This is a genomic window from Bacillus cereus group sp. BfR-BA-01441 (genome assembly GCF_022663075.1).
GTDB classification, from domain to species: Bacteria; Bacillota; Bacilli; order Bacillales; family Bacillaceae_G; genus Bacillus_A; species Bacillus_A cereus.
In genome coordinates this window covers 61,155-85,824 of the sequence record NZ_JAKUEU010000015.1, presented here as the reverse complement: position 1 = coordinate 85,824, position 24,670 = coordinate 61,155, and the positions used below count along the sequence as shown (strand labels likewise).

The window sequence follows — 24,670 nt, the reverse complement described above, 5'->3', positions numbered from 1 at the left end:
ATTTTATAAAGTTTTAACAGAATTTTCCGTTAATTAACAATTTCATTCTTATTATTTATCTGCATAGTTTATCAATATTATAGCAGAATAGCATTTGAGAATCTCCCTAACAATATAAATCCCCCCTTCTCCAATTCCCCTGAAGCTAAGCAATTCGTACATCCTTACTGCTCTTTTGTTTTTATCGTCACCTTTTCAAATCATCTTCATATGTTGTATATAGATATCTCCTTTCAAATTGCAATGATGCCTCTTTCAAGTCCTAATGTACGTCTTACAAAGAGCACTTTTGAAAAGTGCTCTTTGTACTTTCTAATACACTCACTCGATAATAAAGTAATTTTAATGTATGAATTGTAACGATTTGCACACACTATAATTGGAAGGCTTGAATCATTGTCATTGCAAAATGTTCAGCGCTTCCGCTCCTTAAGAGAACAGTCTACGCAACTGTTCTCTTTTCCTTTTTTTACAAAAATAACAAGGACAGGCATAGTTAACTATGCTGCGATCAATTGCATTGCAACATTCTCAACGTTCCCTCAACAATTTCTCAATATTTTTCATGGACAATAGCACACTTCCTCAACGGTATTAATATCTTAATATTAAATACTGAAGGAGGTGCTAGAAAATGACTTGGTTCATTATTTTAGGATTTATGATTATTTTAAGTATAGGCGGCTTTCATACACATAGTATTCATATCATTTTCAAAATAGATTCAGATACAAAAACTATGCCAAGTTGGTCTTTCGTTAATAAAATAAACTTTCGAACATTTAAAGAATTGTTAAAAAACCCAAACAGGAATAAACTCAAAAGCCTTACCATAGGAGAGCTGTTTATCCCTTTAAGTCTATTCAATAAATTATTTGGCAAAACATTAATTTTTCTAATCCTATTCTTCTATTCTCAATTCTTAAACTAAATATAATATGAGATGAGTAAAAGAATAGCAGTTGCCAACCATAACAAACAACAGACCGCCTATTACAGACGGTCTGTTTTAAAACAAATTGACTATATCGACAGAATAAAGATAACTTAATTATTCAGAATATTCTTATTATTCATGAAAAAAATCGTAGTTAAATATAAACTATCTATTTCCTGTTATTATCAGATTAAGCCTTTACAGAGAAAAGGGGGATATTATGACTGTTCAAGAAAAAAGTAATATGCAACTGATGGAATTATTAAATGAATGGTATGAAAAAATTCGTTTATATCATGTAAAAGAAGCAAAACAAACATATCTACAAGTAAAGGAAAGTTTAAAAGTAATAGAAACTGATCCATATTTATCATTTTATTACTCACTACTGGATTTCAGATATAAAGTCTTGGTAGATGGAGTGAGTATTACAAAAGATTCCTTTAAGAATATAGAAAAACTCCCTAATATCGAAGAGGATTTTTTATTTTTAGCTTATTATTATCATTTCTTTAAGGCAATCCACTTTACAATTATAGCAAATTATACTGAAGCAAAAACACACTATGAAAAGGCGGAAGAGCTTTTAATTGATATGCCTGATGAAGTAGAAAAGGCCGAGTTTGAGTATAGATTTTCAACTTACTGTTATCAATCTTATCAACCATTTGAAGCGATTCAACATGTAGTAAAAGCCAAAAAAATATATTTGAACCATGTAGGATATGAAATTAATACTGCTTTATGCGACAATGTATATGGTTTAGCCTGTATAGATCTAAGAGAATTTGAAAAAGCGGAAGAATGTCTCAATACGGTTATTGATGTTTTTAATAAGCATGATGAGGAACATTTATTATTAAGAGCACGTTACAATTTGGGCTGGTTATATAATATTCAAGATTTATATCCATTGGCGATCCGACAGAGTTCTGAAATTATAAATAAAATACCGCATCATTTTAAAGCATTATTTGTCTTAGCAAGAGCATATTATAAATTAGAAGGCATTGAAACAGCTAAAGCATATATCAAGCAAGGAATAAACTATACGAATGAAGCAGGAAATGAGGAATATAAGCACCGTTTCGCAGTTTTAAATGAACTACTCACAGAATTACCTAGAATTAAACTAGAAAAAGTAGTCACTGATGCAATTTCTTATTTTGAAAAAGAAGAAATGTGGGATTGTGTAAAAGAATATGCAGAGATTTTAGCAATTCAATTTTATGAGACAGATAACCATGTTAAGGCGAGCAAATATTTCTACATTAGCAGTAATGCTGGTAAGAAACATTTGAAAAAAGGAGCGTTAAAGTGATGAAAAAAATAAAAAAAATTGTATTAAGTATGGTAGTAATTAGTGCATTAGCATATAGCATGAATAGTTTACATGCACCTCAACAATCTTCTACTAATGGTGGAGATACACCAGCACCAACAATACCTAGTGTCTCTGTAGAAGAATCTATTGATTAACGTAATACATTTTTCTCGCTTTAAAAAATCAGAAAATTCAACCTTTTAATAAAAGAATATTGAATCCCTAGTCCGAAACAGTTTTGTTTCGGGCTATTCACATTACTATACTTGTACGTAGGAAGATATACTAAAAGCAGACGAGATTTTCTATACTTGAACTCCCCGCACTCACTTCGCGTTCCTTGAGGAAGAAGTCTTCTTGGCTAAAATGATAAAATACGAGCATCCTATCACCAAATATGGGATGCTCGTATATATACTTCTAGTTAATAAGATTTAAATCTACTTCTTAGAAAAATCATAATTCTATAATCATTTATTATGCTTACAATGTATTAGCTAGATTACAAGATCGCAAAATGATACCCACCCTTTGGATACCTAAAGGCGATGGGCTTTCTCGTTCGGAAAGGACTGTAATCTCTTCTCTTTTTGAACTAAGGCCTTTAACTTTTTCAAATAATCGATTTCCATACGTAAACATTCATTTTCATCTTTTAATGCCTCTATAACCCCTTCAATAGCTGCATTATCTAACTTTGAGCTTGTTTTTTCCATAGCTGGACCCCCTTTCTTCTTTTTATGTAGGAATTCCACGACCTTTAAATCATATATTTCCCTTCATCTACGAACTATTCCAATAAATTCTTTAACACAAACAATTAATTTATTTCATTTGTTTTTATTATATTTCTCAAAATTTCAGATATATCTTTTGAAAAATCCTCTGTATCCCTTCCATATCTATCTCCTCTAGATGAATCGTAATACATATTATACCTAACACATTTATAAGCTTTAATCGTTTTTTTAACAAAACCTACTTAATTTTAAGCAGATATAACACTTTATTCTGTCAACTCCCCCTATATTGATAAATACGAAATAGCCAATATATTTGACATTTCCATGACTTACGACAGGAAAATATATACATTAAATTAAACCTAATGTATCTTTGATTTGTAAGTCGTAGTTAGTTGGCCAACTTTCTTTACACTTTAATAATTAAAATAAGGGGGATTTAAAATGAATCAAGTATTAAGGAAAAGTAAGAAAAAAATGATGTATCTAGTCGGTTCACTTCTAATTTCTCTATCAATGTTTTCAACTACAAGTTTTGCAGCTACAGAAGGTGCTGTAAAAAGTGTTACAAATGGCAACTATACCGGTATTGCAGCTGATATAAATCTACCAAAATCAGTTGTTGTCAAAGATGGATATGTGAATTGGTATTTAGGTATTGGAGCATCTAAAGTTGAAGGCGGTATTTCAAAAACATCAAGTGGATATAAAGTATTTCTTAATTCCGGTTATAATGAATCAGGTCAAAACAGTAAGTATTGGAACACACAATATGATACATCAATTAAAGATGGTGATCGAGTAAATCTTAAAATAATTAATAACGGAAATGGTACGGTTACTATGTATGTAAATGGAAACCCTAGATATGCAAATCAGCCTGTATATGGCTCATTTTCTCAATACGAACCAGTAAAAATGGTTCAGGGCGTGGAAGATACTGGACGTAATTCTTTTAGCCAGGCCAGCTTTTCAAACGTACTTCTAAGAACAGATACATCTGGATCTACCTACAAAAGTTGGAACGGTTCAATTTCTTCCTCATTTTCTAAACACGGTACTTATAGTAACAATTTCACAGTTTATTCTCAAGTACCCTTAAGCGCAAGTTTACGCTAAAGAGGTTATGTGTATAATAATGGTTTTGCGAAAAAAGTAGTTGCAATTTAATTTGCAACTACTTTTTTATAAAATCCAAATTGGATTCATGAGTATCTTCTGTTTCACCATGTCTTAATAAAGGATATAACCGCCTTCCACAACTTGTTCAAATATAGTTTCATTTGAATTTGTACTCATATATGTGATCACCTCTCTAAAATTTGTAAATATATATTTAACTTGGTTTCTTAGTCTATTTTCCACACTGGAAAAACCTTGAAATATTAATGATCATTTTGGTATCGCATTTTGTTTTATTTATTAGATTATCACAATATTATTATTTTAAAAATGACGTTTAAAATACCTATGTATAAAGAATAAAATATATTTTTTGCCAAACAATAGAAACTGAATTTAATATTTCATTGAAAAGGAGTGTAATAATCTTGTCACAATTTTTAGATGCCCAAGCGAGAGAAAATGGCACAAAATTTTTAGTCTATGCCCAAAATAAAAAGTTAAAAGGATTTGAACAACCAGAGGTTATCTTTATTAATCTCCCACCTGGTACAATTCAGCCAGGTCCAGAGGATGAGAAGATGTATGTAGTTGATGCTAAAGATAAATCAGAATATAAATTTGTAGGAGAAGGCCCACCATATCACGGACCTCGATTTCCAGCTGTTAAACCAGATCAAGAAGGTCATTTTGATTATGTCAAGCCTAATGAACGTGCCTTTTCTTCTACAGTTATGTATGCAACTGTAAGACGCGTTTTAGATATATGGGAAGATTATTTTGGTCATGAAATTGAATGGTTCTTTCATGCAGAATTCCCTAAGTTAGAACTTATTCCAAGAGTAGAATGGAATAATGCTCACTCAGGTAACGGATTTCTTGAATTTGGGTTTGGCCGTAACCCAGATCGGACTATTGACCACAGTAATCCGTATTGTGAAAATTTCGATGTTCTTGCTCATGAAATGGGTCACACGATAAAAAACTCTATAATTGGCTGGCCAGATAGAAATCAAGATACAAGAGAGTATCATGGACATCATGAAGCTTTTGGTGATTTAATTGCAATTGTCTCTGTTTTGCACTTCGATTCAGTAATTAATCACATACTAAAAAATACGAAAGGTAACCTGTTCAGTGTTAATGAACTTTCACGTATGGGTGAGTTGAGTGAGTCACGTGAGATTCGTCTGGCATTTAATGATATGAAAATGTCAGATGTTCAAAGTGAAGAAGAGGAGCACCTTTTATCTGAGCCATTTACTGGCGGAGCATTTGATATACTAGTACAGGTTTTTCAAATTCATTTAATTGATAAAAGCCTTATTACTAAGGAACTAGGAGAAAAAGCTTATAAAACTCATGATCGTCATACATCAGAGGATGAAAGAAATAATATACACAAAGAATTCGAACAACGTTATCAAGGTAATGAAGATGCATTTAAAAAAGCATTACTTGATGCTCGTGACTATTTTGGAAAATTGATGGCAAAGGCTTGGAGCAATACTTCTCCAAATAACTTGACTTATGGAAAAGTTTTAAATCACATAGTTGAAGCCGATCAAGAATTAAATAAAGGTGAATATAAGCAAGCTATTTTAGATTGTTTCGACTGGAGAGAGATTCTTCCCGAAGCTGATGGCCATCGAATGCTCCTTAAAACACATATAGTAGATGAAGTAGAGCGATAATCCTTTACTATCTAGTTACTGAGGTTCGCTCTAAAATAAACAAACCAGTTGTTACATCTAAAAGTGCTCTTAAAATATCTAGGAGCACTTTTTTGGAAACTTTACTTTTTAATTGCTTACGAACTACCTTATTATAACCACTTTGCCTTACTACCAGTCTAACGTCAATTTCCTCAATTTCTTCAATCTCCCCATTTGTAAAGTTTAAAAAGCATCCATGATGGGTGCTTTTTCTTTGCTATGTAATAAGTATCCAAATTTAAATCAACTTTTCAGGAAGATTTATCTGTAAAAAGCAAAACTCAGTTTACATTTTTTGTAATTTGTAAAACCCTTCGTTAAATAACCAAATAAAAACCCGGTGATAGCAGTATTTGTGCTTATTATCACTAGGTTCTACGAGTTTGATATTTTGTGTGTTTTTCAAAACTCATTTATTAAATAAAAAAATCCTTTCACGATTTGTGAAAGGGTCAGTATACATTGAAAGGGTATTTTCATTTTAATATATAAAAGAAAAAACTTGTATTGATAAAATTAAGCTTTTTATCTATGCCGCTTTTAATTCACTATAAAGAAACCTTAAGGATTAAATTCATCCTATATAGAATCTTTGTATTCCTCATTAGACATGTATATTGGATAAATCATAATCTTTTATGCAATATTGCATAAAAAAAACACTCTTTAATCTTGCTATAATTTTGATTATAAATTGTTGCATCCAACATTTTATAATCTTCTATATTCATTAATATAGAAACCCTAATCCTAGGAAAAAGAGAAGGATATTGGTGGTTCTTCGCTTTTTCCTTATTTTTTTACTGTCTAATGATACACTCTATAGTCTAAAATATTTTTATTAATGAAACCTGTTAAAATACAAATTTTTACTTAGCAAGCGAGAAATGAACACTTCATTATTATTTCTGCTATATTAAAAAGGCTTTATTCTAATACAATCAGAAAAGCAAAAAGAACTTGTAGGAATCCCTACAAGTTCTTTTTAGATAATGTAAAAAAGTTAAAACAAACTATCTCATAATTTGAATCGGAGCAAACACTATAACCACGGGTTGATTTTATTATATACCAAATCTTAACGTATGTAATTTTAATATTTGAAAATTTTGTGAATTTAAAATAGAATAATAAACAACTGTCTTAACCCCTGAAAATCCTAATTTAATATTCCAAACAAAATGTTTTAAATCAATATCTATATCGTAATAATTTATAGAAAATAAGATTATAGGTAAATAGAGATCGGATGAAATTAATGAGTGAATCCACCTTCAAGCCTAAATTTCTACGTTTAGCTCCCAATTATAAAGAAAATTTCCCACCAAAATAGCAATAGTAAGTTTTAGCTTTAAGTGGGCACCATATATGGAACTAAGGAGTAGAAGTACTTATTTTATCTTTTGATGCAAACAAATAATTGTAACAGAAAAACCCCCTCATTTTTTGAGGGGGTTGACATTATGAACGCTCATTTATTATTTTTCTTCCTTAGAAGTAAGTATCCAGTGTCTTTCTTGTTTTTGATTAGATAATTCTTCGTTTATTACCAATTTGACTATTTTCCTATTTTCCCTCTCAAATAAGATAATGTTTTCAGATAAATCAGCGTTTGTATATACTACAGGAATATAGTCACCTTTTTGACGAACTTTGTTGATAGATTCCCTTAAAGTATCCAGATAATTTGTCTTAGTTGGTTCTTCTAATTTATTTGCAATATGATTAATATCTAGCCATTCAGTTTTTGTGTAATTTGTTTCTTTAATATTAAATTGTGTATTAGCTCTTTCCCAGGATGCTTTGATTTTTTTATTTAATTCTTCATTGCGAGTATCGGCTACTTTTGCTTCCGCTTCTACTAATTCTACATTATCTTTAGTGTCAAATTTAGTTACAACTGCTGAAATTATAAAGGCGAGAATGCAGGTGGGTAATAAGCCATAAAGAAGTATTTTTTTTAAGTTCATATATTTATTACCTCTTGTATGAGATTTTTACCAAGTTGCTCTTGAAACATCACTGATACTCTTTTCTCCAGATGAATCCCAAATTCTGTGATCTGTTTTTGCAGTTACTTTACCTTTACCATACGCAACTTTAGCTTTAGTAGTTGCTACTTTTCCATTCACTTTACCGCTATCATCACTAGTGTAGTAAACACCATTAATATAAGTCTCAGTATACGCTTTAGCATATCCAGTTCCAGACCCACCAACCGTTGTTCCGACTGCTGTTATCAAGCTAGAACCTTTTTCAAGTTCGGTTGAAGTCTCACTAAATGATAGAGAAGCAGCAAAAGCAGATGTAGCTATTGATGTAGCGAAAATACCTGTTAAAGCAGCAATTTTTAGTTTTTTCATAATAAATCCCCCTGAATTTTTTTGATTTGCGAACCTAATAAGGGATTCTTTTTCTTTTTTTGTAAAAACCTTCAAAATATTTAAGGGTCCAGCTTTATAAATAAAAGATAAAAAATTCTGACTTTTAAAATATCATATACAATATTTTAAGAACATTTGGAGTTTGACTGAGATATATTCAAGTTAGGATCGTAAACTGTATTTTATTTCTAATAACCATATTTTTTAGTAACAAAATGCTTTGAAATCAATAATGTTACGGATTATTTTTGATACAGTATTTTATTACGGCTAATTTAATAGTTAAGGCATATATGTCACTTTGGGAGATAATTTACACTTGTTTTAAGTGCTATTTTGCATTATAAATACCAACCTTTTTGATTTAGGGATGCCAGCATTTCGGAAATTTTGTACGCTAAGTGTCCCATTAAAAAATGTTTTAGACTATAAAATAAATATAGATATTCATAATTGTATATCCATATTCTCAATAGGACGTACTCTATTGAGAAGGAATCGTCTCTTTATTCCTAAGTTATCTTTCCAGAAAAAGAACCTGTTCTCCATGGAAAACAGGTTCTTTTGTTCAAAATCGATAGAATATACTATAACAGTATCGGTTCTTTAATTAATGGTAAATACTCTATATTCATAGCGTAATTTAATAACAAATTGATATACTCTTGATTTGGTTCTAAACAGTGTATATTCTTCAAATATCCTTGCGTATACAAACAAGATGGTATAGCTACTGATAGCTCTTCTACAGATTCTAATAAAGGCATTATGAGCTCTAAAGCTTTCTGTTCATCAGTAGTTAGATTCGTATTAAAAAACTTCTCTATATACTTCTCTTGTTTCATTAACAGGATATCGTATCCAAAAGCTTGTAAACTATTAATAAATTGGTCCCATTTAAGCTGATTTGGATTACAGATATGCATGGTTTTATTTACTGTATTGGCCTTATAAGATAATTCAGTAATAGCTAAACTTCCATAGTCTACAGGCGTTAAATCTACATACGTATTGACGTCAGGAGCTATGCTAGATAGGCATATCCCTTTTAATAATCTATAAAATGCGTTTTCATTAATATTGTATTGAAATTTACCTGTTTTAGAGTTACCCACTAAATTCCCCACACGGTATATTGTGGCACGAACTCCTTTTTCCATTGCTTCTCTGACCATTTTCTCGCCTTGAAACTTACTTTCTAGGTACAGATTATCTAAATTTTGCCCTCTATCAAAATTAGACTCAAAGAATTCAAATTCTTTTGGATCGCTTTCAGCCTGACCTACTACACTTAAAGTCGATATATAATGAAAACGTGCATTTGTTTTCTTAGCTAATTCCAATAAGTATTTTGTAGACTGAACATTTACCTTTTGAAAATGCTCACGTTCTCCATAGTGTCTAACTTCTCCACCACAATGTATGATTGACTTTACCTTATTCTTTAAATGGTCCAATTGCTTTGAATCTAGACCTAGATTCATCAAAGATAAATCTCCTTCAATTAATTCTACTCTCTCCTTCAACTTTTGGAGAATTTCTTTACCGAAATAAAACTCCATTCTTTCTTTTAACTTTGCACCAATTACTTGATTCTCATTTTTTCTTACTAAACAGTAAATAGTCGTAGATGGCAACTGTAATAACCGTTCTAAAATATGTGCTCCTAAATATCCTGTTGCCCCTGTAAGGAAAACTATTTTTGGATAATTGACCATATCTAACTCACATTCTTCTAATTTAGTTCCTTCATAAACAGGAGTCGTTTTCGTTTCATTTTCCATACATGCTACATTCATATTTTTCTCTTTCTTGGACGACATGCCTTCCATCTCTTCAATATGAGAGGCTAATTTTTCTATTGTTCTATACTTAAAGAAATCTTGAATTTTCAAGTTAGGGTATAACGGTTTTAATTTGACTAATGCCGGCATAACTTTTAAAGAATGTCCACCCAAACTAAAGAAATCATCTTTTAAACCTATAGATTTTATGTTTAGAACTTCAGACCATACCTTTGCAATGCCTTTTTGCACTTTAGTTTGAGGTTTAAGTTTACACTCATCTTTTTGCTCATGACCAGACTCTATTTTTGGCAGCTTTTCAAAATCAATTTTACCGTTCGCCGTTATTGGTATTTCTAACACATGAGAGTAATATTTAGGGATCATATATTCTGGCAATACATTTGATAAATGTAAAGCTAACTTATTTTTCTCTATCCCTATACCGTCCACTGTTTTATAATAAGCTTGCAGTAACATTCCATCTTTCGTTTGTGTTACCACAGCCTGACTTATCCCCTCGAATTGTAACATTGCATCTTCTATTTCCCCTAATTCAATTCTGTGCCCTCTAATTTTAACCTGCTTATCTTTTCTGCCCATAAATTCTATATTTCCATTTGGTAACCACCTTGCTAAATCACCTGTTCGATATAATCTTTTACTATTGTCTTCTGAAAATGGGTTTGAAATAAATGCCTGTTTTGTTTTCTCTTCCTGCTTCCAATACCCTTGGGCCAATCCTAAACTTTCAATATATAATTCACCCATGCCCCCTACCGGACAATGTTGCATATATGAATTCAATATACGAACCTTTGTATTAGAAATTGGAATTCCAATCGGTATGCTTCCTAAAAGATTATTTTCTTCTAAAACTGGTATGAAATAATACATTGCTGAAACGGTTGCTTCAGTAGGGCCATACTCATTTACCAGCTGTACTTGGTTTTTAAAAGTACTTTGCCAACTTCTAATAGCATTTGTTGATGCAGCTTCTCCTCCCATTATTATAAATCTTAAAGAACGTATCTTTTCGCTATCCAATTTCGTTAATGAAGTTGATAATTCATTGAAAAATACTGTTGGTAAATCAGAAATAGTTGCTTCTATTTCTTGAATGGCTTGAGCATATGCGACAGTTGAATAGCGCTGTTCATCACTTAATAAATATAGTTCCCCCCCATTTAACAAGGTAGAGAAAATTTCCGATACAGAAGAATCAAAACTATGGGAATAAAACTGTGTTACTTTATCATTTGGAGAAATCTGAAATACTTCATTTCTCCATTCAACTAAATTTAATACTCCTTTATGTGTTAATAATGTACCTTTTGGTTTACCTGTTGATCCTGAAGTATAAATTACATATGCCAAGTCATCTGGTTTATTTAAAATTTTTACATCATCATTTATAGTCGTACGATATAGATCCTCTATGATTGAAACCTTATAATTACTTAAATTCAAATGACTTTTGTATTTGTTACTCGTTATAATTCTACATGCCTCACTGTCACGAACTATATAATTTATTCTATCCTCAGGGTATTTTACATCGATTGGTATATAGGCAGCACCGGCTTTTAATATTCCAAGCATAGAAACGATACTATTCATACTTCTATCTAAAAATATGGCTACCTTATCCCCTCTTTTTATACCTTTTTCGAGTAAATGTTGAGCTACTTGATTAGAGCTCATATTTAATTGTCTATATGTTAAAGATTCCGTTTCAGTCGCTATAGCAATCCGATTTGATTGTCTTTTTACTTGCTTATAGAATTGCTCCTGTATATTTTGAAAATACGGATATGGTCTTTCTGTCTGATTTACCTTTTTATAGAGAGATTCTTCTTCCTGTGATAGGAATGAAAGATTTTCATATGCTACTGCTCGCTGATGAATAAACGCGTCCAGTATATTAAATAAATTTTGAGTAAACCTATTAATTGATTCTTCCTTGAAAAGATTAATATCATATTCAAATGAAATATCTACATAATCCAATCCTTCTTCAACAGCTAAAGAAATGTCAAACTTACTAACATCTTGTTTATTAGGTAACAATTGAATCTTGTACGCATCATGTTGCTGCAGAATATCTTTCTGATAACTAAACATAGTAGAAAAGATCGGGTTATTCCCAAAGCTTCTATCTGGATTTATTTGCTCGATTACTTTATCAAATGGGTACGATTGGTTTTGGAAAGAATTTAAGCATTTTTCTTTCACTACTTGCAATAGCTGTTTTAAATTTTTCACATCATTCAATTGTGTTCTAATCGCTAAAGTATTTACAAAAAATCCTTGTATTTGTTCAAATTCTTGATAATTCCTTCCAGCAACCGGTGTACCTACAATAATATCTTTTTGATCAGTTAAATAATGTAACAATTGAATATATGATGCCAAAAACAGCATATACATAGAAACATTCTCTTCTTCACATACTTGTTTCAAAGACTCTTTCATTTCATTATCTAACTTCATTTCAAATACTGTACCCTTATTTGTACTTTGACGATTCCTACTAAAATCTAAAGGAAGATTTAGTATAGGAAGAGGTGCTGCAAGTTCAGCCATCCAATAAGATTTTTCCGTATCCCACCGACCTAAATTTAACTGCTCCTGTTCCCACTCAGCATAATCTACATATCGATTAGAGATAGTTGGCAACTCAGGATTTCTACGTTTTGCAAAGGCACTATATACCTTCATTAATTCATCTAATAAATTCCTTACACTCCACTCATCTGTAATAATGTGATGTAAATTGATATATAAATAAGACTTTTTCTTATTCAGATTAAAAATTCTAATCCTAAAAAGAGGGCCATTTTCTAAATCAAATGGTGTATGATCCGTTTGATTTATTGTTGTACGTATATATTCTTGTTGTTCTTTTTTAGACATGTGTTCAATCCCGTCGTGAATCAAGTCAATCGCTATTGATTTTAAGATGACTTGTCTAGGCTCCCCATTTCTTTCAATAAACACTGTTCGTAGCATCTCGTGTCGTTCAACTAAAAATCTTATGGTGTCTTGTAAAATATCCTTATTTAAACTCGGCTCAATATATATGTGTAGTGGTGTATCATATACTCTATTAATGGCGTTATACTTATTTAAAAACCAGATTCTTTTTTGAGCACTTGATAACTGATAACTTTCCTTATCTGCAACTTTTAATACTTGCATCTCCTGTTCTTCCCTATCATGATTTACTGTCATTAATTTATCGATGTAAGCAGATAAACTAGCAATCGTTGTATGCTCAAAAATATCCCTAATTTCAATTTTTAGATGAAACTCTTTTTGAATTTGATTTAACACTTGCACAGCAATTAATGAATGTCCCCCAAGTTTAAAAAAGTCATCCTTTCTGCTGATTCTATATTTCCCTAAATTTAAAATCTTTGCCCATGTTTTTGCCAATCTTTTTTCTGTTTCACTTATCGGTGGAACATATTGCTTCTGCATGTTTTCAAGTAAAGATGGGATTTGTAATTCTAATTTTTTTCTATCTATTTTCCCGCTTGGTGATACAGGAAAACTTTCAAGGTGAAATACATAATTTGGCATCATAAAATCTGGTAAACTTTCACTTAAGAATGTTTTTAATGCCTCTTGTTTTAGTTCTATATTGTCTTTTGATAAATAAAAACTAACGATTTTGTCGTTTTGATAAGTGAATACTACAGCATCTCTCACTTCTGGATGTTTAAATAATGTTCCTTCAATTTCATCCAGCTCAATTCGATACCCACGTATTTTTACTTGATTATCTTTCCTTCCGATAAATTCTAAATTTCCATTCGGTAAAAGACGTACTAAATCTCCAGTACGATACATCTTTTTATCATGATTATAGGATTTATTGAAAGAAATAAACGCCTCTTTTGTTTTTTCCATTTGATTTAAATATCCGTTGGCAACTCCATCACCGCCAATAAATAACTCACCTACTACACCTGACGGACATAACGTATTAAACGGACTAACCACGAAAACTTCACTATTAGCAATTGGTTTACCTATTGGGATATTAGAGATTTCTTTTTGTATCTCACCATTTACTTCATACATCGTTGCACATACAGTAGTTTCAGTAGGACCATATGCATTAAGAAGTGGAATCTTTAACCCTAATTTACTTTGCCATTTACGAACTGATTCAGCAGGTAAAGTTTCCCCTCCTACAAATACACGTTTTACAGAATTTAATTTAAGTAACATTTCTTTTGGCATATCAGCTATTAATTTAAAAAACGCAGTTGGTAAAACCACATTTGTAATACCATTCTTTTGAATTACATTAATAAATTCCTCTGCTGAACGTTTTTCGATTTCAGAAATTAAATGCATTCTTCCTCCACATAGCAAAATCGGAAATATTTCCATAATAGAGGCGTCAAAAATGATCGTTGCAAATTGTAAAAACGCATCTTCTGTTCCTAAATGAAATGTATTGATTACTGAATATGATAAATTAATTACTCCTTTATGTGGTACAACGACTCCTTTTGGTAAACCCATTGAACCTGACGTGTAGATAATATAAGCTGCATCTTCTATGGTATGTGTAGGCGCAATATTTTCTATAGAATTAGTATAATGAAAATCTTCTAGAAAAATTGTATGAATCGCAAAACTTTCAACCAATCCCCTGTATTCTTTCTTCGTAATAATCATTTGACTTTCGCTATCTTTTAAGATGTATTCTATTCTTTTTTCAGGAAACTTTGGATCGATTGGTACATAAACTCCGCCTGATTTTAGGATACCTAGAATCCATACAATGGTATCAATCTCTCTTTCCATAGTAATACTTACACGTTGTCCCTTTTTTATATCATTTTCACATAAATAATTCGCTATTTGATTTGACCTTTGCTGCAATTCATAATAGCTAATAGATTTATCCCCCATTGAAATCGCTATTTGATTTGGCGATTTTAATGCTTGTAGATCGATTAATTGATCTAATGTTTTTGAATTAGGATATGTAAGAGCATTTGAGTTCATTTCTTTGTATAGACGATGATCTTTCTCTAAAAGCAAATCCAATGAATGGATAGGTTCGCTCACATTCTCCATTAGTTTTTGTAACAAATATATATATCTTTCAACTAAATCACTAATACTCTCTGGTTTATATAATGCTGAGTTATAGTCAACCTCAATTTTATTCTCTGTCTCCCCTTCGTATCTCATGATTCTCCAGGTCATATTAAAAGGATTTACTCTTTTACAATCTGTTAAAACTGTGGACTTAATATCAGGAATTTTCAATTGAGGTACCCTTATCGTATTAAATGCAGTTGAATATATCATATTATGATGTGTATTTTTATTTAGATTTAAATCTTTTACTATATGTGAATATGGATTATGTTTATACGTAATAGCTAGATGAACAGATTCATTCACCTTGTTAAGTATTGTCCTAAATGTATCTCCATTTTCTATTGTTATACGTATAGGTAACGTATTAACAAAATAGCCAAAAGCATTCCTTTCTTCCGTATGTGGTCTAGTATTAATTGGAATACCTACAATTATTTCTTCAGCATTTGTCATTTGATGAAGTAAGGTACAATAAGTACTTAACATTACTCGATAAATACTTATATTATTTTTTTTAGCAAAACATTGTAATTGATAAAATAGATCCGAACTAATTTTCTTGCTTATATTTTTGTTCGTATATCTCTTTTCATCCATCTTATTACAAATAGTAGGAAACTCTGTAGGAGTTAATTCACCTTGTAAATAATCTTTCCAATAAGATGATCCTTCTCTATATATCGCACTGTCAATAAAACTCTCCTCATACTCTACGAGGTTCTTATAAGGGGATTCAAATACTAAACTCGTCTTGTCTTGAAGTAATTCACAATAAATGGTGGACAATTGTCGGATGAAAACGCCTAAACTCCATCCATCATAAATAATATGATGAAAATTTAGATGCAAAATAAATGTATCTTCATTCAATTTAATAAGGTGGAATTTAAACAAAGGCCCCTCTTCTAAACTGAATTTCTCATTCACTATAGAATCTAATAATTTTTTTAGAATAGATGTTTGTTCTGTGTTTTTAAAAGCAGTTAAATCCTTAATGGGAATCTCAAAATCTACGTTCTTTTGAATTAATTGTTTTATTCTTTCATCCCTCTTTACAAATATTGTGCGTAATGCTGGATGAGATTGCACTATTAAAGTAAGCGCTTTCCTTAAGATCTCTATTTGAAGACTTCCTTTTAGCTTTATAATGATGGGTTCATTGTTCATTCCTTTTTCTAATTCCATTTGATGAGCTATCCATAATGCTTCTTGCCCTACTGTTGCATCAAATTCTTCTACAATTTCATATTGCTTTTGTATTTCTTTCATATGAATTTCTCCTTTTATAAATATTTAAAAGCGGATAATATTTACATTTACAACTATATGTACAGATTCTGCGATTTGTAAATATATATATTCCGACTAAATTCAACATTTATTTCACTTAATGCATAGTTATTAAAATTATGAATAAAACTCATATTTACACTGTAACAGTTCATAATTTTATTCAATTTAAGCATAAAAAACCATTTCACTAATAATTCTAATTTCTTTTTATAAAACATTTTTATATTCATTCATTAAAATATTAAATCTAATTCATATCCCGGAAACAAATTCAAGAATATTCCATCTGTTTGCTATATATATTTCTAATAACTCAAACTGAACAGGAGGAATCTGTACATAATGGAATATAGATTATTAGGAAACACTGAATTAATTGTTTCAGAGATAGGATTCGGTTCTTGGGCGATTGGTGGAGATGAATGGGGAGCAGTAAAAGATAACGAATCAATTAATGCAATTGAAAAAGCAATTGATCTAGGGGTCAATTTTATTGACACTGCTGACGTTTATGGACTAGGTCATAGTGAAACACTCGTTGCAAAAGCTATAAATAAATGCAGGCAGGATATCATTCTTTCTACAAAAGGTGGATTAATTGGTCATCATTATGATCTAAATCAACCAGCAGTTTATGGAGATCCTCAAAAGATCATTGATGCGTTTGATGCTAGTTTACTGCGGCTTAAAACTGATTATATAGATGTATACTTTTGTCATATTTGGTGGGATAAACCTGAAGAAACAGAAGCCTTTCTTCAAGCTTTCCAAATTTTAAAAGAATCTGGCAAAGTGAGAGCAGTCGGCGTTTCTACTAATGATTTAGATTACATTAAACATTTTAATCAGAATGATGATTTAGACGTTGTACAATTCGATTATAGTATTCTGAATAAAGAACCTGAAAAAGACATCCTTCCTTATATTGAAAAACATAATTTAGGTGCTGTGATAAGAGGTCCACTTAAGATGGGAATTTTAACTGGAAAATTTAATCATGAAACTCAATTTCCAGACGATGATTTAAGAAAGGATTGGCCCAAAGAAAATTGGTTTAAAGATAGCTTAAACAAAGTAGAGAAATTACGTTCACTTGTACGATCAAATCGAAGTCTCGCGCAAATTGCCTTACGTTATGTTTTAAGCCACCCAGCTGTTTCAGTTGCTATTCCTGGTGCAAAAAATTCTACTCAAGTTGAAGAAAACTCTTCCCACTTAACTCGTCCATTATTATTAGATAATGAAATTGAATTCATTAAAAAACTTTGATCGAATAATTATTATTCCATAAAAAATTATGCTGATTTTTCTACCAAATCCATACTACTACTTCTTCTCCACTAGAACATATCTTTAGCACTTCCACCCTATTTTTTTATCTTTTCCCAACAATTTCTACAGTTTATAAGGTAGTTGAACCCTTTTATTCAACTACCTTATAATACGTTCTACATTATATTAAAATATCCACTACACTAGTTGAATACATGCTAGGGCAACATGCAAACCGAATAAACAATTAATTCAGAAATATTTTTAGAAACTTCATTATCTCACAATTACTTTTTTTAAAATAAATCAAAAAATTTTTCTTTACTTTAAATTCCATAGTTCATATAATTTTCTATGGAATTACATTTTTTTCTAAATAGCTCCTCATTTCAAAGTATTCGAAAGGGAAATTACAAATTATTGTACCCTTATGTTTAACCAAGTAAAATAAAAATCCAGTTTTTCACAAGGAGAAGTGACTGCATGCAAGATATTTTAAAGCTATTTCCGAGCGTTGACGGAAATGAAGAAAAACAACAACTTTTATTAGAATCTATGCAGAAAATAATTAAAAATCTTGACCGATTAAAAAATGAAGAGCGAGCTACTTTAGGTAAATGTGAGGAAAAATCAGAAGGATACTACAATAGCTTAATTCACCAAAGTCATATTCCACTAGCTGGCATCAATATGTCTGAGGTTATAGAAGAGCTAAACCAATTTATGAATGGTCATCCTTATCCAAATAAATATTACTTGTCTAACGCTGTACCACTACCAAGTATACCTTCACTATTAGGTGTAATAACCATGGCCCTTTTAAATGGTAATGGTGTTTGGGATGTATATGGTCCAGGAGCAGCAGAAGCAGAAGTAAAAGTGGTATCCATGCTTTCAAAACTGATAGGTTATAATCCGCATAACAGCGGCGGCTATACAACATGGGGTGGACAAGGATGCGTGTTTTCGAGCTTGCGTTTAGCAATTTCTAAACAATTCCCATCAGCAAAAGAATATGGTGCTCCACAAAATGTATATTGCTTTGCTTCTGAAAATGCACACTATAGTTTATTAAAATCAGCTGAAGCAACTGGTATTGGGTCAAATCACTTAATAAAAGTGAAAACTGATCCTTATACAAATTCTATGGATATAGAAGATTTAGAGAATAAAATGATACAAGTTATTAAAAATGGTGGTATCCCCCTTTATATTCTAGCTACTATGGGGTCAACAGATACTTTTACCATTGATGATATAAAGAAAATTAAAGAGAGTGCTGAAACAATACAGGAAACATATAAATTAAAACCTATTTATATCCATGCTGATTCTGCAATGGGCGGATTCTATAGTTTCTTTAATAATTATAGTTTTGAAGAAAATCCACTCTCATTTGAACCTAATGTAAAAAATGCTTTACAATATGTACAAGATAAAATGCAATATATGTCCCTTGCAGACAGTGTATGTTTTGATTTTCATAAATTAGGACAAACACCTTATGCTTCAAGTATTCTAATCGTAAAAAATCATACTGATTTACAACTGATGGACATTGAACAAGATGATACACCTTACCTTGGTAATAGATCATATGGGAGTTATCATACAGGCTATACCTTAGAATGTTCACGAGCTGGTAGTGCTATTCCGATGTATATCAATCTATTAGCCTTTGGAATTGAAGGATATCAAAAATTATTAGCAAATTATATTCGTGTAAATCTATTATTTAGAGAGAAGTTGCGCAAGGCCCTACCCCAAGTCGCAATCACAAATGATTTTACATTTGGACCAATTACAACTTTCCGTTTCTATCTAAATGGAGATGGCCAAGAAAATTGGGAAAAAGAACGAATAGGCCTTGCAACAAAAGAAGAGATTGAGGATATAAACCGATTAAATATAGAACTATTTAATTACCTAGGAAAAAATCGCGATCAAGTATTTTTTGGTGATACAACTCGTTCTTGTGTAGTAGATGTAATAAACAGTTATGATAGAAATCCGATTTCTACATTAAAATTCTTTTCTATCTCTCCATATACAACTGTTGAATGTATAGATGAGATCATAGAATTTCTTTATGAAAATATTTCGATTGCTACTAAACAGATTCATTCATATGTTTCATAACCATATTTGTTAGCGCTTTAATAGTTAAACTTAACTAAATGAAATAAAATTTTTAATCCTTTTAATTACTATTCACTATATCAGGAAAGAGGAAAAACATATGAATATAGAGCTACTTGATACACACCACGTGAAAGATGCAGCACATTTACTTGCACATTCTTTTGTGAATAATGAACCTCTTGTAAGCAGTTTACAAATTCCTTTTGCTCCTTTTCACAAAATGTGCGAAGAAATGATGAAACAAGCTGTATCTCAAGCTATGTCATTTGTAGCAATAGAAAACTTTCAAATTGTTGGGGTTCTTTTAACAAAAAAAGTAACCCAGCCACTAATAGATGCAGATAAAGCGAATGAACTATGCCCACAAATGGAACCTATTTTTCAACTTTTAGATACATTAGAGACAGAATCTATTGAGTTTTCTCATTTAGATAAAGAAAAATTGGTCTATCTAGATATGGGTGCTTGTCATCCAGATTGGATGGGAAGTGGTATAGTCACTACCCTGCTTTCACATGCCATTCAAGAAATAAGTAAAAGAGATTTTGATTTTATTGCTGCTTGTACAAATAAAATTTCTCAAAAAATCCTAAAAAAACTGTGTACGACCTATGAAATGAATGAAATAGTGTATAGTAATTTTCTTTATAAGGGCGCATACCCATTTGCTAATACAACAACTTCCTTAACAGCTCAATTACTATATATACCTCAATCTCAATTCGTCATTGAAGCTATATAAATTTGCGAAGAAGAATAGCTGTACTTTTGTGCAGCTATTTTTTATACAGAATAAGTTAGTGATAGACATCTAAGTTAACATAAGTGTGACCTTTCACAATTTAACTTCCTCAAATTTACTAGCTACTTTCTTAGCATGCCATATTTCTCTGCTTAACCTATCTAAAGATCACCTTATATTTCATCATGTTTTAATTTCATACGCTCAATTATTTCATCTATACAAATAACTTAGACACCTCTCTCTATTTTAATGTCTAATCTTTTACTTTTTAAGTAACAAGTGATACATAGCCTCTCACTCTTAAACATTTTAAAACACATTACATTATCCCCCTTAGTATCCCCCATAATTCTGATGGTTACACTTCCCTTCCGCTTCGTTTATCTATTCATATTCCATCCCATATATTTACCTAATCTTCCTAAAAGAATCCAATGTAAAATTCATGATAAAAGGAAACAAACGTTTTATATGTAGGGCATTTAAGAAAAAGAGTGAGAATTAATGAATTTCCTTTTCTCCTCGTCTTTTTTAGAAGTTCTTTTAGATCTAATTCTATTGCATCCCTGTTACATAACATTCCACTAATCAACATCATATTATATGGATTCTTAAAAATTCTACCAGATTATTAAAGGAATCTCCTTTCCCCTATCGAATTATTGTAGAGGAAAGGAGAGGAATACATGGAAATTCTAGGATTAGATCCTCGCGCATTAGCGACTTTAGGTGCACTTGAATACACCAATCGTCGCAATAAATTAATCGAAGACTCGGAGAATAACATATACGAGTGTAAAGAAATAAAAGAAATACTTCAATCACTCCCTAAAGAGAAGCAGATTGAGGTTTTGGAGAATCAAGCTCACTTTGAAGCTGTTGCAAAGATGATTGAACAAAACAATTTAATTCTTTTAGAACAGATGAAAGCTCTGCAGCTAATTCAGAAATAAGAAATTTATGATTAATTAATTCTACATACGCTTCCATAAATAATGCATCTTTATCTATACCATCAGCCTCTGTTTTTACAGGGGCTTTTGTTATGCGTTGATTTATAGTTTAAGTTTATTTACTCCTCTCAGCCACTTATTATATCTTTTAGAACAACTAAACAACACTAATACGCCAGGGTACCATTTAATTCTCTTGAAGTTTCATATAAAATACACTTATTTTCAAGAAGTAGATAATCTTGATGAATAGAATTATATTTTTGTCTATGTATGATTAAAAAATGAAACTTTTAATAAAAAATACAAGTTTCATTTTTATATTTTTTGCATAAATAGGATTGTAAATAGGTCATTTAAGAAGGGATGTTAAAGATATGGATGAAAGTTCGATTAATTTTTTGAAAATAAATGAATTAATGCATAAACAAAGAAATCAGAGAAACTATTTCCCGCATAATCCTCCACCTAAAAATACTCCATTAGTGAAATTTAAATTTAGAAGCACTTTAGATTTCTATAATTATTTTCTTAATTGGGTATATATATGGGTCACAAACAATACATCAAAAAAGGATTTTTGGTTTAGTCCAGCTTATATTGGAATGAATAGTGTACGTGGCTATATTTGGGATGGTTCTCCTGAAGATATTGGGGCAGTTAAAGAAATTGAAGTTTATGAATCTGAAATTGATAGTTTTTTTCCGAATTTAAGCTCTTAATGATATTTATAGTTATTTAATGGTATATTGTAAACATTTCATTTTTATATTAACATTTATTATTTTAATCTTAAATCCCGGAGACATTATTCTTACCTAACGACATGGAACTGGAGCATTACCTCTAAACCTCTAAGTACACATGGCTGAGATTATGGTCCTGACCGATACAGACTCAATTATTCAGAATATGATTGAGAATGAACAATAACGACACCTAGTGTCTCGCATCCGCCTATTGTTGATTTACCAATTAGTAGGTTACTTACTTGTTTTCAAGGAATTTTAAGGGCTGTCTATACACTCTATTAAAACCTAAATATATAGGAAAGTTACTTAGAAATTCCAGTTTCCCATAGCAAAATGCATCAATTTCCTTTGCAATGGAGATTATAAACAATTGTATGTTACTATTTTTATATAAAGCAGGAGCGATCCAAAGGTATTTTGTAACTATTATGTAGTATCATTTTTAAGAATTCATGTCTACTTTATGGCTTTCTTAGTGGTGATGGACATGTAGTGCTCTCTATAATAAGTTTTCTTCCACAAACAAAAAGAACCATAACCTTACCGAAACGGCAAATTTATGGTTTAAATCAAAATTTTATCCGTAAAGTTCTATAACTTTTTGCCACCTACTAGTAATCGAATAATATACCCTCATACACACATGTCTTTGTTTATTTCTTTGAGATAATTTGCAGCGTTATCTTTTAAAGACTCATGAATTGATGTTTTTTAAAAGTTCATTTTCTAATTCTACTATCTTTCTTTTACGAGCTTTTATTTTTCTTACGGGCACCCCAACATACATATACCAATCATCTAAACTTTCTTTTACCATACTCATCGCGCCAACTGCCGCTCCTTCTCCTATTACTACATTTGGAAAGATAATAGAATGCGCACCAACAATGGCATGCTTTTTTAAAATAACTTTTCCAGCTTTCACATTTTTATATTGATGTGGAACAGTCGGTCCCATTAATGTATTTCCGCTAAAATCATCAATTGCTGCATATACAATTGTTTTTGATGAAATATTTGCAAAATCATGCATTTCAATCCCCATTTCTCCTCCAAATAACGCTGTATATGCCGCTATATGCGAATAACTTCCAATTGTAATTTTGCCACTTAAAATACAAAAGTCATCGATTCTTACATTATTCCCAACAGATATAGCACCTGGATTATATATGCTGGTTTTTTTACTTATTAATACATTTTCCCCGACAGATAGAAAGCCAATTTCGCTCAACTCTTCTTGACTATAAAAACTATTCATCTGTGGAAACCCCCTTCTGCATTAAACACATTATAATTTTCTCTACGATTTCTTTTGTCATTCCTTCCCATAAAGGTAGACTAATGATTCGTTTTTCTATTTTATTTGTATTTGTTAAATCTGTAGACTTATATTTTTTAAAGAAATCTTGTTGATGACAAGATGGTGAAAAATATGATCTAGCTTCTATCTTTTGCGTTTTCAACTCTTCTATTATCTGCATATTGTTAATTTTTTCTGAACAGAGGATAGGCATAAATTGATGAATAACTGCTTTTGTCTTTTGAACTTGCCAGCCTTTTTTTATTAATCCCGTACTTTGTAATAACTGTTTATACCATTCAGAGATACGAGTTCGTTCTTGCGTTTTTTGATTCCATTTATTTATCGTTGTAATCCCAATAGCTGCTGCATATTCAGTCATTTTACAGTTAAACCCCATCATCGTACATTCACGATTATGATCAAATCCAAAATTACCCATTCTTTTAATTTGATTTATCTCTTCCTCATTATGGCTATATATCATACCACCTTCACCAATTCCGAAAGGCTTTGTTGCATGAAAGCTATATACAATCATACCACTAAAATTCTGACCGTAATGTACACCCTCATGCATTAATCCAAACCCTGGTGCCGCATCTACAACAACCGGAACGCCCTTTTTCTCTAATTCTTCATAGTCTTTCAAGTCCATCCATGATCCGAATGTTGCATATGGAACAACAACTGCAACCTCTTCTTTTAATTCATCAATCTTATCCAACAGTACCGTTTTATCCATACACCAATCATCTAATGAAATATCAATAAAATAAGCAAATAGCTGCCAATGGAGTAGCAGGGAATGTAAAACTAGGCATAAGAGCATACTTTCCTTTTTTTCTTTTCTTACATTGAATTGCCGCCATTAACCCTAGCGTTGCGTTTGCTACTGTTGTAACTGCTCCCCTGTTCTGAAAAAATTCAGACATAATTGTTTCTTCAAAACGTTGATTTATAGGTCCATAATTTGTATATATGTGGGATATATCAATTCGCTCTAATTCATCTAAGTACTCGTTTGCAGGTACAATTGACGCACGTAAAAAAGGAATATTCTCCATATGC

General features: G+C 31.1%; 15 protein-coding genes and 1 pseudogene. 10 read left to right on the top strand and 6 right to left on the bottom strand.

The genetic code is table 11. The features are described from left to right. Positions 1-634: 634 nt before the first annotated feature. The 3 genes from MR107_RS09270 (at position 635) to MR107_RS09260 (ending at position 2,416) form a co-directional block, all read left to right on the top strand. Positions 635-931: a hypothetical protein gene (locus MR107_RS09270; RefSeq protein ID WP_088321800.1), complete on the top strand. Its 297-nt coding sequence runs from the start codon at positions 635-637 to the stop codon at positions 929-931. 226 nt (positions 932-1,157) lie between these two features. Beyond that, the gene (locus MR107_RS09265) at positions 1,158-2,258 is read left to right on the top strand and encodes a response regulator aspartate phosphatase (RefSeq protein ID WP_166695577.1); all 1,101 of its coding nucleotides are present in this window, start codon (positions 1,158-1,160) and stop codon (positions 2,256-2,258) included. Continuing rightward, entirely contained in the window at positions 2,258-2,416 is a 159-nt protein-coding gene (locus MR107_RS09260; RefSeq protein WP_166695576.1) for a Phr family secreted Rap phosphatase inhibitor, read from the top strand. Before MR107_RS09265 ends, MR107_RS09260 begins: the two co-directional genes overlap by 1 nt. Before the next feature lie 384 nt (positions 2,417-2,800). On the opposite strand, the gene MR107_RS09255 is transcribed toward MR107_RS09260, so the two are convergent. Beyond that, the gene (locus tag MR107_RS09255) at positions 2,801-2,977 is read right to left on the bottom strand and encodes a hypothetical protein (protein ID WP_000416258.1); all 177 of its coding nucleotides are present in this window, start codon (positions 2,975-2,977) and stop codon (positions 2,801-2,803) included. A 471-nt stretch (positions 2,978-3,448) separates the two neighbouring features. On the opposite strand from MR107_RS09255, the gene MR107_RS09250 reads away from it, so the two are divergent. After that, positions 3,449-4,123: a hypothetical protein gene (locus MR107_RS09250; RefSeq protein ID WP_086389358.1), complete on the top strand. Its 675-nt coding sequence runs from the start codon at positions 3,449-3,451 to the stop codon at positions 4,121-4,123. Positions 4,124-4,554: 431 nt separating this feature from the next. Beyond that, positions 4,555-5,820: a gluzincin family metallopeptidase gene (locus MR107_RS09245; protein ID WP_086389359.1), complete on the top strand. Its 1,266-nt coding sequence runs from the start codon at positions 4,555-4,557 to the stop codon at positions 5,818-5,820. A gap of 1,499 nt (positions 5,821-7,319) precedes the next feature. Here the strand turns inward: MR107_RS09245 and MR107_RS09240 are convergent. The 3 genes from MR107_RS09240 to MR107_RS09230 all read right to left on the bottom strand — a co-directional run bounded on the left by MR107_RS09240 (position 7,320) and on the right by MR107_RS09230 (position 16,408). After that, positions 7,320-7,811 (bottom strand): hypothetical protein, encoded by a 492-nt coding sequence (locus MR107_RS09240; protein WP_086389360.1) that lies wholly within the window; start codon positions 7,809-7,811, stop codon positions 7,320-7,322. 27 nt (positions 7,812-7,838) lie between these two features. Continuing rightward, a complete protein-coding gene (locus MR107_RS09235) occupies positions 7,839-8,204 on the bottom strand; it encodes a hypothetical protein (RefSeq protein ID WP_086389361.1) in 366 nt (121 codons plus the stop codon). Between the two features lie 608 nt (positions 8,205-8,812). Beyond that, positions 8,813-16,408 (bottom strand): non-ribosomal peptide synthetase, encoded by a 7,596-nt coding sequence (locus tag MR107_RS09230; RefSeq protein ID WP_242292284.1) that lies wholly within the window; start codon positions 16,406-16,408, stop codon positions 8,813-8,815. Positions 16,409-16,774: 366 nt separating this feature from the next. On the opposite strand from MR107_RS09230, the gene MR107_RS09225 reads away from it, so the two are divergent. The 5 genes from MR107_RS09225 (at position 16,775) to MR107_RS09205 (ending at position 22,266) form a co-directional block, all read left to right on the top strand. Beyond that, positions 16,775-17,701 (top strand): aldo/keto reductase, encoded by a 927-nt coding sequence (locus MR107_RS09225; RefSeq protein WP_242292283.1) that lies wholly within the window; start codon positions 16,775-16,777, stop codon positions 17,699-17,701. A gap of 486 nt (positions 17,702-18,187) precedes the next feature. Continuing rightward, on the top strand, positions 18,188-19,843 hold the full coding sequence (locus MR107_RS09220) for a pyridoxal phosphate-dependent decarboxylase family protein (protein ID WP_242292282.1): 1,656 nt from the start codon (positions 18,188-18,190) through the stop codon (positions 19,841-19,843). A 100-nt stretch (positions 19,844-19,943) separates the two neighbouring features. Next, positions 19,944-20,588, top strand: a complete 645-nt coding sequence (locus MR107_RS09215) for a GNAT family N-acetyltransferase (RefSeq protein WP_088338150.1) — start codon at positions 19,944-19,946, stop codon at positions 20,586-20,588. A gap of 689 nt (positions 20,589-21,277) precedes the next feature. Next, positions 21,278-21,544 carry a hypothetical protein gene (locus MR107_RS09210; RefSeq protein ID WP_000404243.1) on the top strand — a complete coding sequence of 89 codons (267 nt, stop codon included), beginning with the start codon at positions 21,278-21,280 and terminating at the stop codon, positions 21,542-21,544. A 377-nt stretch (positions 21,545-21,921) separates the two neighbouring features. Continuing rightward, positions 21,922-22,266 carry a hypothetical protein gene (locus MR107_RS09205; protein WP_065705402.1) on the top strand — a complete coding sequence of 115 codons (345 nt, stop codon included), beginning with the start codon at positions 21,922-21,924 and terminating at the stop codon, positions 22,264-22,266. A 724-nt stretch (positions 22,267-22,990) separates the two neighbouring features. Here MR107_RS09205 and MR107_RS09200 read toward each other — a convergent pair. Next, the gene (locus MR107_RS09200) at positions 22,991-23,557 is read right to left on the bottom strand and encodes an acyltransferase (protein ID WP_086389367.1); all 567 of its coding nucleotides are present in this window, start codon (positions 23,555-23,557) and stop codon (positions 22,991-22,993) included. Next, a pseudogene (locus MR107_RS09195) lies at positions 23,550-24,666 on the bottom strand (aminotransferase class I/II-fold pyridoxal phosphate-dependent enzyme). The gene MR107_RS09200 and the pseudogene MR107_RS09195 overlap by 8 nt, the downstream one beginning before the upstream one ends. Positions 24,667-24,670: the final 4 nt, after the last annotated feature.